A 12,287-nucleotide genomic window follows, 5' to 3' on the forward strand; every position below is an offset into this window, starting at 1 on the left:
TTTTTTATGATGGACCATCTAATAAATTATCAGGCCAGACCACTTGGAAACGGAATGACGTCCTCTACTCTGTCGGCTCCTGTGATGACCATAAGCAATCTATCCAACCCCACAGCAATGCCACTACAAGGTATCAAGTCATTAGATGCCGCCAATAGATGCTCATCGATTGGCATGACTGGCAAATTATGGCGCTGGCGTAATTGATTGTCTTGCTCAAAACGCATTCTTAACGCCTGCCCATCTGCCAGCTCGTCATAGGCGTTGGCAATCTCAATACCATTGATATATAGCTCAAAGCGCTTCGCAACCTTATTACCGTCTTTATCTAAAGCCGTTTTTGCTAATGCTGCCGTTGCTGGTGGATACTCTATAATCAAAGTCGGCAAATCATGCCCTAAATTTGGCTCGACCGCGTGGCTAAATAATAGATCTAACCAGCTTTGCCGGCTTTCTTCTTCGCTATTGGTTGCACCGCTTTCTACATTATTAAAATCAAAACCGGTTAAACCTTTATCTTCTGCCACTGCTTGTAATGTCGCCAAACTGGCCGTCAGTGGATGTATACCAACGAAGTCCATAAACGCATCAACGTAGCGGTAATGATTCATCACAATCGAATAACCATATAGGGCTTCTAGTAGTTCGCCAAGCTCAGTCGCCATATCGGCTAAGCTATAGTTTGGCTGATACCATTCCAACATGGTGAATTCAATATTATGGCGTACGCCTATTTCATTATCTCGAAATACCGGGCAAATTTGATAAATAGGCATTTGCCAGCTGGCCAATAATCGCTTCATGGCAAATTCAGGTGACGTATGCAGGTAATAAGTGCGTGGTCGATCTTGATAGGTAACTTGCGCAGCGACGGACTGCAAAAAGGTATCCGTATTGCCAGCTTGCGACAACAGCGGAGTCTGTACCTCAAGCACCTGCCGCTTATTAAAAAACTGACGAATATCGCACATAAACTGCGCACGCTGCCGCGCCATCGCTAGGGTCATGGTGGGCGCGTAACTGGGCTTAGTATTTGGCTTAACAGAAGAACGGGTTGATTGGCTCATTAGTATTTACTGTGACTGATGAATAATAAAAATAGGGTGATAAGTAGGTTTTTGACTTTAGAACTGCCATTCACGGCGCAAATGATAATCACGGCGCAGTTGATCAAAATCAGCGCCATTAACTTGTCCGTCAATTATCTGACGTCGCAAGGAAGCATCATCTTGCATAATGTCATAAAACTTAATCAACTTATCTGGATGCGCTTTTAATTCAGACCACAAAAACATATTCAGTGGCAGCAGCTTTTGCATAGACTGTGCAGGTGTGACCGCCAGTTTTTCACATAGCGCATCATAGATAATTTGGGTACCGCGCAGCTTCCCCTCTACAGTATAACCAGCGATATGTGGCGTTGCGATAGCCAACTTGCTTAACAAACTCTCGGCAATCTCTGGCTCATGCTCAAACACATCAAGCACTGCTTGGCGTCCCGTACGCTCAATACCTGCTGCTAAATCACGCGCATGAATGACGGGTCCGCGCGCGCTATTAATGAGCATAGTATGCGCAGGCATCATACTCAGGGCATCTGCGTTGATTAGATGCCGCGTTGGGTAATCGCTACCACTCGGGTGAGTATAGTCTCTCTTATCAGTCAGTGGCACATGTAAACTGACAACGTCGCTTTGGCTAAGTACTTGCGCCAAGCTGGCGTTATTCGTCTCTGAAGGGGGCAATAACGGATCATAGCCCAATACTTGCCAGCCCAAATCATTGGCATACTGAGCGAGCGTGCTACCAATATTGCCAAGGCCAATGATGCCTAAGGTTAATGGCCTCGTTGGTGACGTCGTTGATAGCTGCCAATACTGCGGACGCAATGTCAAAATAGCCGTCAGTACATATTGGGCGACCGAATGCTTGCTACAACCCGCAGCATTGGCAAAAGTGATGTTGCGCGTCGCTAGATAATCTTGATCAACATGATCGGTGCCGATCGTTGCCGAGCCTACAAATTCTACGCTTTCATTATCAGCCAATAACTGCTCGTTCACTGGCGTCACCGAGCGTATCAACAATATAGTGGGCTGTAATTCAGCAAGCAATGCCGCATCGATATCGCGCCCCGCAACTTTGACAATATTTACTGTTTGCTCAGTCGCCTGTCCAAGCGCAGTGGCATTAAAAAACTCATCAAGGCTAGCGATATTACTGTCAGCCACAATAGTTATGCTGTTTATCGTATCTATCATCGCATTAAACCTTATTAAAAATTTCTATCAATCAGTACATAATTTATCAGTGACTTGTTATCTATGACATTATTTCGCTAAATATTTTTTACTACCGCTGTCGGCGTAGGCACAACACGCAAGAAAAAATTATTTCAGTCTCGCGCTAAAATGCGCCGTCTCTGTTTTATTTGGTATCAACTATATCCGCTATTTTCATTTTGCTCATCAACCGCTAATGGTGTATTTTTATCGATCAACACCTCTTCTTGTGGCGCAAATAGCTCATTTTTATGATTTGAAATCCATTCACGCCATACCGCAAGGCCGATAGCTAATACGACAGGACCGATGAACAAACCAACGAAACCAAAGGCTGTTAAACCGCCCAACACCCCGATAAAAATAATGATAAAAGGAATCTTGGTGGCACCACTAATGACGATAGGACGGATAAGATTGTCCACCCAACTGATGACCAATATGCCCCATAAAGCCAAACCAATACCTTCTACCGTATGACCTTGACTTAATAACCAAATCGACACCCCACCCCACACAAATGGCGTACCAAATGGGATTAAGGCAATGATAAAAGTGACAATCGTCAGTAAAATCGGACTTGGTGCGCCAGAGAAATAATAACCAATACCCGCCAAGATTGCCTGCGCCAATGCGGTCAGACCAATACCATATACCACAGCGCGGGTGGTCGTACCCACAGAGTCAATATAACCATCGATACGATTGCCAATGATATTGCGTAAGGCTTGGCGAATTTGGCGCACCAAGCTTGTGCCATCACGATAAAAGAAGAATAAAGTCATCAGTGCCATACCAAGCTTGGCAAGACTGCTGAACACCACATCAAAGGCGACTTTGCCGTAATATAAATGAGACTGTACCCAGATACGAAAGGCTTCTAGCGTCCCCTCAGGATTTTTATTAATGCGCCACAGCACATCTTTGACTTGTTGCCCGATAATCGGCAAATCCTTAACAGAGTCAGGCACATCCAAATACCCTACTTTAATACGATAGATTAAATTGCTGATAAGACTCAAAGCTTCCTGCTGCAAGATAAAAATACCAACCACCAGCGGCACACCGATGATGAGAGTAATACTCACAGTCATGATAGCGGCACTAAAATTTGAACTGAACTTTACTCGTTGGTGAAAAAAGTTATAAATAGGAAAGGTAACATACGCTAAAATCGCTGCCCACAATGCCGGTACAATAAAAAACTGTACCACTTGAAAACATAATATAAACAACACGACCAACAAAGTAATGGCCAATAAGCGCTGAATAATAAATTCTTTTGTCCAGTTTTCTATCATAGTGTATAAACCAAAAGCGGACAGCAAACCTCATACGGTATTGCTGAGAAGTTTATAAATGGGTGAACAGCAATTTATGGACAACATCCATAAATCGTATCCATTAGCGAAGGTGGTTGGCTATAAATCTACAGCTCAATTATTGGCGGCCATTACGCTCTGTGCCGAGACAACCGTAACACAGTTAACGCCAGTAATGTCATAGAAAACAGATGGCTGACCGACGATTATTATGCAACAAAATGGCTCAAATAAATAACGCTATGTTGTAATCTTTACTTACAACTTTCTTAGACGAGATTCACTAAAGCCTTACCTGAATAACCAAATCATCGTACGCAGAATGAATACCGAAAAATAATGACCACTAAGTACCCTACGCCGTCACTTTGTCAGTCATTATCTAGCAAGGTAAATCACTGGCGCGTTCTATTAGTAACAACAATTGATGTTATACTAGAATAATTATTTTGAACTTTTAAATGCCGCTACATTAATTTGACCTTATTTATTTTTGTCATTATTAAAGCGCATCACTTTTCACAACCCTTCTTTATCCTTCCTCTCTAAACGACATTAATATCTAATCGTTAGAGTAGTGCGGCATAAATTGGGTCTACTACATAAGCATTACATTGATGCTTATACAAGCGTTGCACGCATCATGCGAGTTCGATATCAGGACTCAGGGTCAAAAAAAATGTAAAAGAAACTATGATTGACGCGCGATGTTTTGAGTGAATTTCGGATTGATTTTATTTTAAAGCAACACTGCCTCACCAAATTTTAAATACTATATTCATAGGAACAATAACAATGTCAAAAGACAATGATAACCCTAACCTTACTGTCTCAAATGAGGCGAGTAAGAGCACTAAAACCCAAGATAGCGTTACTTTTGCTTTAGCCCAATCACACTTTTTGGTCGGTGATATCACTGCCAATGCAGCAAAAATGCGCACGCTGGCATTAGAAGCGCGTGAGCAAGGCGCTGATGTGATTGTCTTTCCAGAACTCGCACTATTAGGCTATCCACCCCAAGATTTATTGCTACGCCCTAGCTTGTCAGGTCGCATCAAAAGCGCCTTGTCTACTCTAAGTGATATCGATGACATCGTCATGATCGTCGGCTATCCACACGTTGATCACCATGGTACCTTCAACTCAGCCGCCATCCTGCATAACGGTCATCAAAAAGGCTTTTATCATAAGCAAATATTGCCAAACTATGGCGTGTTTGATGAACGCCGTTACTTTGACAAAGGTCGTAATCAAGTTCTGTTTGATTATAAAGGCATTACCATTGGCCTGCTCATCTGTGAAGACTTGTGGGAAAAAGGCCCTATTGCTGATCTCAAAAAGCAAGGCGCGGATCTGGTCATCAGCTTAAATGCGTCACCTTTTGAAATTGAAAAACAAGACAATCGTAAAACCATGCTGACCAAGCGCAGCCGTGAAAATGGCCTGCCGATTATCTATGTCAATGCGGTTGGCGGTCAAGATGATTTAGTCTTTGACGGTGGCTCTATGGCCGTGCAAGCTGATGGTAGCGTTGCCCACGAAGCGCCGCGTTTTATGAATCAGTTGCTACTGGCGACGTTAGATGTCAAAACCAGCAAGTTTAACACCCAGTCTAAAGCGCCTTTAACCCTTAGCCGCGAATCAGAGATGTATCAAGCGCTGGTGGTTGGTTTGCGTGATTATGTCAATCTTTCAGGATTCTCTGGCATTCTCGTTGGGCTATCAGGTGGTATTGATTCGGCCTTGACCCTCTGTATCGCCGTCGATGCGTTGGGTGCGGATAAGGTTTATGCGGTTATGATGCCGTACGAATATACCTCACAAATCAGCCTCGAAGATGCACAAGCACAAGCCCGTCGACTCAACGTTTCTTATACCGTTTGTCCAATTTTTGATGCCGTCGAAGGCATTCGTCATACCCTTGCCCCACTCTTTAATAAATCACCTGCGGACACCACCGAAGAAAACATCCAAGCACGTGCGCGCGGCGTTGTATTGATGGCACTGTCTAATAAGTTTGGGCATTTGGTCATCACCACCGGCAACAAATCAGAGCTGGCGGTTGGTTACTCGACACTGTATGGCGATATGGCAGGCGGCTTTGATGTCCTAAAAGACGTCTATAAATCGCAGGTTTATAAATTAGCCAGCTATCGTAACCGTTTAGAGGACACCCCCGTTATTCCTGAGCGCGTGATTACCCGTCCGCCATCAGCCGAGCTACGTCCTGACCAAAAAGATCAAGACAGCTTGCCTGACTACGACGTATTAGACGGCATCCTAATGTCTTATATCGATGAAGATATGGGCTATCAAGATATCGTGGATAAAGGCTTTGATGCGGACTTGGTCGCCAAAGTCATCCAAATGGTCGACAATAGCGAATATAAGCGCTGCCAAGCACCGATTGGCACCAAAATCAGCCATAAAGCCTTTGGTCGTGAGCGCCGTTATCCATTAGTGAATAAATGGTCAATAAAAGGCTAGAGTGTAATCGTCATCTGGCTGCTACATAGAAAGTCAGATGACGACAGACCTTACTTATAAATCGATTGCTTATTATTAGCTGGGTGCTTGCCCAGCTTTTTTTAGTTTCTGACCACAAAATTTTCTTGTTATTCCGACGATTCAATCCATTACTTTTAATTTATCTACCCCTACCTATTTCTATCCGAGTATGTCATGAGCTTGCTAACTGCTAGTGTGTTTATCTTTTTGCTAATTGCCCTCAGCGCCCTTGTCTCTAGCTCCGAGCTGGCCCTAGCCTCCGCCCGAAAAATCAAACTACAAGTGATGGCCAAAGAAGGCGAAGTACGCGCGCTTGATGTCCTCAATATGCAAGAACACCCTGGCAGTTTTATTACCGTGGTACAAATCGCGCTCAATGCGGTGGCCATTTTGGCCGGTGTCATCGGCGAGTCAGCCATCAGCCCCTATTTAGTGCGCTTGTTCGGTCATGAAGCGCTCGCCTCTGTGGTGTCATTTATCATTGTCACCAGCGTTTTTGTCCTGTTTGCCGACCTCATGCCAAAACGTCTCGCCATGTCCAACTCTGAACCTATCGCCATCAAAGTCGTACGACCAATGATATTTTTGATTTTTATCTTAAAACCTATCATATGGGTGTTTGATGGTGCGGCGAATTTTCTCTTTAAGCTGCTAGGCATCTCTACGGTACGTAAAGATGAGATGACATCCGAGGATATTGTCGCGGTGATGGATGCCGGTGCGGAAGCGGGTGTCATCAAACACCAAGAGCATCACCTGATTGAAAATATCTTTGAGATGCAAGAGCGTACCGTCACCTCAGTGATGAATCCACGCGAGAATATTGTATATTTTGACAGCAAAGTCAGTACCGAAAAAATTGTCGAGGTGATGATTAAGCAGCCGCATAATAAATTTTTGGTTTGTCTTGACGATGATTTAGAACATATTATGGGCTATGTGGAGTCACGCAGTTTTTTAGCTTTAGTGTTGAATCAGCAAGAGGTAAGCTTAACCGATAAGGCATTATTAAAACCGGCGCTTTTTATCCCTGATACCTTATCTTTATTTGAAGTGCTTGAGATGTTTAAATCGACGGGCGCTGACTTTGCGGTGATCGTCAATGAATATGCGCTGGCGGTAGGCGTCATTACCCTAAAAGATGTGATGAGTATTGTCATGGGCGAGCTGGTCACGCTAGAGGAGCAGCCTATCGTCCAACGTACCGATAACTCCTGGTTAATCGACGGTATGACGCCAATCGAGGATGTCATTCGCTCATTGGGTATCGTCAATTTACCCAACAGCCAAAACTATGAAACGATCAGCGGTTTTATGATGTATATGCTCCGCAAAATCCCTAAGAAAACCGATAGCATCGAATATGCCAATTATCGTTTTGAGATTCTGGACACGGATAAGCTGAAAATCAATCAGCTGCTGGTGACCAAACTTGAAGTGGTTGTTTAGCGTAGTTAAGGTCTGTTGAATTGAGGACACGCCCTAATCTCGAGCACCAAATATGGCGGTACCGACGCGCACCATGGTCGAGCCATTGGCAATCGCCTCTGCCATATCATCACTCATACCCATGCTAAGCGTATCCCAACCAGTTAATTCTGGATGATCGCGCTTAATGTCTTCAAATAATTGCTTGGTGCGAGCAAAAGCATCGGTGTTGGCTTTTGCGGGAATAATCATCAGACCACGCAACTGCAAACGCTCATAGCCTTTCATTATGTTGATCAATGCTGGTAACTGGGCTGGTAAACACCCTGACTTGCTGTCTTCATTATCAATATTGACTTGAATCAAAACGTTTAGTGGCGACAACTCACTTGGACGTTGGTCGTTTAGACGCTTCGCAATAATGTCACGCTCAACCGTTTGTACCCAGTCAAAATGCTCAGCGATATCGCGCGTCTTATTACGCTGGATACTGCCAATATAATGCCAAACGATAGCGTCACCAACCGTCTGAGATTTTAAAGTACTGATTTTTTCGATAGCTTCTTGTAGATAATTTTCCCCAAAGTGATACTGACCTTGCTTGGCTAACGCCGCAATCATGTCAGCAGGTTTGGTTTTAGAAACCGCAAGTAAAATGACCTCATCTACTGCACTGTCTTTGGCTTGTTGCTCTGCCTGCGCGACCTGCTCTTTTACCTGTTGCCAATTGTCAACGAGGCTTACCTTATCAATATTATTTTCAGCATCTTTCATATATGGCTCACAAGGATAAATTACTCAATTATTTGTTTTGGCTGTTATTAAGACTTTTATAAAAATTTTGCCATGAGCAAAATTTAAACAATAAATAAATGACTGCCTAATTTTACATTTTCTTAGCCTAGTAGATGGTTAAATGCCAAGAGTCTTGTTATGATATTGTTACATGGTTTAACATATGCTACTAAAAATAGTAGTAACAGTAACAACCATGACCTACTCCATCGCCAAATAACTGAGCTAGCATAGGATGAGTGAAAAGGTTATTGTTTAAAACCTGCTGCTAAGCTCTTTTTGCCTTACCTTTATTCATTGATAGGAATGCCTGATTATGGCTGAAAAAAACAATCTAAGCATCGAAGATCTGCTGCGTTTTACGGTCAAACATAAAGCGTCGGATTTACATATTTCAGCCGGCATGCCAGCGATGATTCGGGTCGACGGTGAGATGACGCGCATCAATATGCCAACGATGACACATCAAGTGGTGCATCAACTTATTTATGACATCATGAATGATAAGCAGCGCGCTGACTTTGAAGAGTTTTATGAGACGGATTTTTCTTTTGAAATTCCTAACTTAGCACGTTTTCGGGTTAACGCTTTTAACCAAAATCGCGGTGCCGGTGCTGTCTTTCGTACCATTCCTTCCAAAGTTCTGACCATGGAAGACTTGGGTATGGGTGAAGTGTTTAAACGCGTCTCCGACTTCAAGCGTGGCGTCGTGCTAGTAACAGGTCCGACAGGCTCAGGCAAGTCAACGACCCTAGCGGCTATGATTGATTATATCAATGAGAGCCGTAAAGAGCATATTTTGACCATCGAAGACCCGATTGAATTTGTGCATGAATCTAAAAAAAGTCTGATTAACCAACGCGAAGTACACCGTGATACCTTGGGTTTTGAGCCAGCGCTACGTTCAGCATTGCGTGAAGATCCCGATGTTATCCTCGTCGGCGAGCTACGTGACCTTGAGACCATTCGACTTGCGCTCACAGCTGCTGAGACGGGGCACTTAGTCTTTGGTACCCTGCATACCAGCTCAGCGGCTAAGACCATTGACCGCGTGATTGACGTATTCCCTGCGGCCGAAAAAGACATGATTCGCGCCATGCTGTCAGAGTCGCTACAAGCGGTAATCTCACAGACTCTATTGCGTCGCCAAACTGGGGGACGGATTGCCGCGCATGAAATTATGCTGGGTACGCCAGCGATTCGTAACTTGATTCGTGAGAATAAAATTGCCCAGATGTACTCGGCTATCCAGACAGGGGCTGGCGATGGCATGATTACCCTAGATCAAACGCTTAAGAACCTTGTGACCAAAGGCACGATTAGCAAAGACGTTGCTCGTCCTTATGCCAAACAGCCTGAAGCATTTTTATAGTTATAGTATTGCTGATTGGTTGACACTTCCTATTTGATGAAAATCCCTAATAGTCAGTGATTTTTTTACACCTTATTTGTTTTTAATGATCATGATGACTGATCTTTAAAAATTGATATTAGACAATTTTTAATCGATTTACATCGAATGCAGGTACGATATGGATATTGATAAATTATTACAGTTGATGATCAATAAAAACGGCTCCGACCTTTTTATTACCGCTGATGTAGCGCCTTCCATGAAAATAAATGGCAAGATTCTACCGGTTGGTAAGACGCCTCTGAGCGCTGAACAAACCATGAAATTGGTTAAAGGTGTGATGACAGCAGGCCAACGCCAAGAGTTCGAAGAGACCAATGAGTGTCAATTTGCCATTACTGATGAAGCGCAGCAAGCACGCTTTCGAGTCAGTGCCTTTATACAGCGCGATATGGCAGGCATGATTTTACGGAAAATCGAAAATAAGATCCCAACCGTCGAAGAGCTACGTCTGCCGCCAGCGTTAAAAGAGCTGGCCATGAAAAAACGCGGTATTATCTTATTGGTCGGCGCAACTGGTACGGGTAAATCGACCACCTTGGCTGCCATGATCGGTCACCGTAACCAAAACTCTCATGGTCATATTATTACCATCGAAGACCCGATTGAATTTGTCCACAAACATCGTGGTTGTATCATTACTCAGCGGGAGGTCGGTATCGATACTCACTCCTTTGAGGCCGGTCTAAAGAACACCTTGCGCCAAGCGCCAGACGTTATTTTGATTGGTGAGATTCGTAACCGCGAGGTCATGAGTTATGCGATCCAATATGCAGAAACAGGCCATTTGGTATTTGCTACTTTGCACGCCAACAATGCCAACCAAGCAATTGACCGTATCATTCACTTTTTTGAAACCAGTCGCCACAATCAGTTGTTTATGGATTTGTCGCTGAACTTGCAAGCCATTATCGCCCAGCAATTGATTCCAACCCCAGACGGTAAAGGTCGACGGGCAGCTATTGAGATTTTATTAAACTCACAACTGATCAGCGACTATATCCGTAAAGGCGAAGTGCACGAAATCAAAGATGTCATGACGCGCTCGCGTGACAGCGGCATGCAAACCTTTGACCAAGCACTCTTTGACTTGTATGAGCATGGCGAAATCACTTATAAAGAAGCGATATTGCACGCCGACTCCCCCAATGATCTGCGCTTAAAAATCAAACTCAGCAGCAAAAATAGTAACGCCAATTTAGACGAAGGTGCTGATAGCTTGTCCTTAGACGTCAGCTAATCTGTAGCAAATAAGTCAGTCAATAAAAAAACAGCCCTCAATCATGAGGGCTGTTTTTTGCATGCATTAATATCAGCATCTATTAAGTGGTCATATAGCCATTATTTTGCGCTGTCGCGACATTCTTGATTGTTACAAATGCCATATAGTACCAATGAATGACCCGATAGCTTAAAGCCATGCTCAGCGGCGACTTTGATTTGTTCTTCTTCAATAGTTTCATTATGAAACTCAATAATCTTGCCGCAAACGTCACAAACCAGATGATCATGATGCTCTGCTTGGGTAATCTCAAACACAGATAAATTGTTTTCAAAGTTATGGCGCTCAACAATCCCTGCTTGTTCAAACTGGGTCAGTACGCGATAGACGGTCGCTAGCCCTACATCTTCACCTTGCTCAATCAGTGCTTTGTAGACCTCTTCTGCACTCATATGATGCAGCTCTGCGCGCTCAAGCAACTCTAAAATTTTGATACGCGGTAACGTTATTTTTAATCCTGCTTTACGTAAATCTTGATTGGTAAAAGAAGCCATAATATCCCTTCTGACTGTTAAGTCTTAGCAAATAAAAACTAAAGAACATGAGGTAAATAATCGCCAATGATTATTATTAATTAAATACTAAAAATTCAAATAGCCCTAAACTGGCTTATCTTGCGAAAATTTTTAGCATGGTTAGCGTGGTTAAACCTCACCGCAAGTCTATGAATTTGAAATATAAAACATCCAATACGTGAGGTAGTGTTTGGTAAATAATGTCGTAAGTGGTAGGCAATTGCAAGTAAATGACGTATCATTTGTCCAAGATTGTCGGCAAGACCAGCAGCAACGCTTCTTGACCGCACCTAATCCATTTTTTATGAGTCATCTTACCATGATAAAGACATTAAATTTTCGTCCGTTAAGCCGCGCAAGCGCATTACGCAAGATTGTCCTGACCGGTATGCTTAGTGCCTCGGTTGTGATGTCTGGCTGCTCATTAATGAGTGTGTATAAGATTGATTTGCCACAAGGGACTGCGATTACCCAAGTGCAAGCACAAAAACTGCAAGTGGGCATGAACCAAAACCAAGTCCTTTATATTTTGGGCAGCCCAGCGATTAAAGATACGCTAGAGCCTAAACGTTGGGACTATATTTACGATTATAAAGCGGGCACAGAAGGTAAACGTAAAGGCATCGCTAATGTCAAAAACGCTAGCCAACATTTAGTGGTGTATTTTGATGATAACGGCTTGGTCAGTCGCATCGAAGGTATCGAAACCCTGCCTGCCCAATAATTCTGATGTAAATTTAG

General features: G+C 43.4%; 11 protein-coding genes. 6 read left to right on the forward strand and 5 right to left on the reverse strand.

The features are described 5' to 3' along the window. Positions 1 to 29: 29 nt before the first annotated feature. The 3 genes from epmA to AAEY80_RS01385 form a co-directional block, all read right to left on the reverse strand. Entirely contained in the window at positions 30 to 1,067 is a 1,038-nt protein-coding gene (epmA, locus tag AAEY80_RS01375; protein ID WP_201566134.1) for an EF-P lysine aminoacylase EpmA, read from the reverse strand. 57 nt (positions 1,068 to 1,124) lie between these two features. After that, complete coding sequence (locus AAEY80_RS01380) at positions 1,125 to 2,249, reverse strand: 4-phosphoerythronate dehydrogenase (protein ID WP_201566151.1); 1,125 nt, start codon at positions 2,247 to 2,249, stop codon at positions 1,125 to 1,127. A 188-nt stretch (positions 2,250 to 2,437) separates the two neighbouring features. Beyond that, entirely contained in the window at positions 2,438 to 3,583 is a 1,146-nt protein-coding gene (locus AAEY80_RS01385; RefSeq protein ID WP_025651698.1) for an AI-2E family transporter, read from the reverse strand. Between the two features lie 58 nt (positions 3,584 to 3,641). On the opposite strand from AAEY80_RS01385, the gene AAEY80_RS01390 reads away from it, so the two are divergent. The 3 genes from AAEY80_RS01390 (at position 3,642) to paeA (ending at position 7,561) form a co-directional block, all read left to right on the forward strand. After that, positions 3,642 to 3,788 carry a hypothetical protein gene (locus AAEY80_RS01390; protein WP_156915598.1) on the forward strand — a complete coding sequence of 49 codons (147 nt, stop codon included), beginning with the start codon at positions 3,642 to 3,644 and terminating at the stop codon, positions 3,786 to 3,788. Between the two features lie 611 nt (positions 3,789 to 4,399). Then, entirely contained in the window at positions 4,400 to 6,091 is a 1,692-nt protein-coding gene (locus tag AAEY80_RS01395; RefSeq protein ID WP_025651699.1) for an NAD+ synthase, read from the forward strand. Between the two features lie 195 nt (positions 6,092 to 6,286). Next, positions 6,287 to 7,561: a polyamine export protein PaeA gene (paeA, locus tag AAEY80_RS01400; protein ID WP_025651700.1), complete on the forward strand. Its 1,275-nt coding sequence runs from the start codon at positions 6,287 to 6,289 to the stop codon at positions 7,559 to 7,561. 33 nt (positions 7,562 to 7,594) lie between these two features. Here the strand turns inward: paeA and AAEY80_RS01405 are convergent, their stop codons facing one another. After that, positions 7,595 to 8,314, reverse strand: a complete 720-nt coding sequence (locus AAEY80_RS01405; RefSeq protein WP_101210783.1) for a YggS family pyridoxal phosphate-dependent enzyme — start codon at positions 8,312 to 8,314, stop codon at positions 7,595 to 7,597. Between the two features lie 337 nt (positions 8,315 to 8,651). Here AAEY80_RS01405 and AAEY80_RS01410 point away from each other — a divergent pair, with 337 nt between their 5' ends. Together AAEY80_RS01410 and AAEY80_RS01415 are read left to right on the forward strand one after the other, a co-directional pair. After that, positions 8,652 to 9,707 (forward strand): type IV pilus twitching motility protein PilT, encoded by a 1,056-nt coding sequence (locus tag AAEY80_RS01410; RefSeq protein ID WP_201566133.1) that lies wholly within the window; start codon positions 8,652 to 8,654, stop codon positions 9,705 to 9,707. A 160-nt stretch (positions 9,708 to 9,867) separates the two neighbouring features. After that, a complete protein-coding gene (locus AAEY80_RS01415; protein WP_025651703.1) occupies positions 9,868 to 10,989 on the forward strand; it encodes a PilT/PilU family type 4a pilus ATPase in 1,122 nt (373 codons plus the stop codon). A 101-nt stretch (positions 10,990 to 11,090) separates the two neighbouring features. On the opposite strand, the gene fur is transcribed toward AAEY80_RS01415, so the two are convergent. Beyond that, complete coding sequence (gene fur / locus AAEY80_RS01420) at positions 11,091 to 11,525, reverse strand: ferric iron uptake transcriptional regulator (RefSeq protein ID WP_025651704.1); 435 nt, start codon at positions 11,523 to 11,525, stop codon at positions 11,091 to 11,093. A 325-nt stretch (positions 11,526 to 11,850) separates the two neighbouring features. On the opposite strand from fur, the gene AAEY80_RS01425 reads away from it, so the two are divergent. Beyond that, on the forward strand, positions 11,851 to 12,270 hold the full coding sequence (locus tag AAEY80_RS01425) for an outer membrane protein assembly factor BamE (RefSeq protein WP_201566150.1): 420 nt from the start codon (positions 11,851 to 11,853) through the stop codon (positions 12,268 to 12,270). The last annotated feature ends 17 nt before the right edge of the window (positions 12,271 to 12,287 follow it).

Source organism: Psychrobacter sp. 78a-MNA-CIBAN-0178 (assembly GCF_040309625.1).
Lineage (GTDB): Bacteria > Pseudomonadota > Gammaproteobacteria > Pseudomonadales > Moraxellaceae > Psychrobacter > Psychrobacter okhotskensis.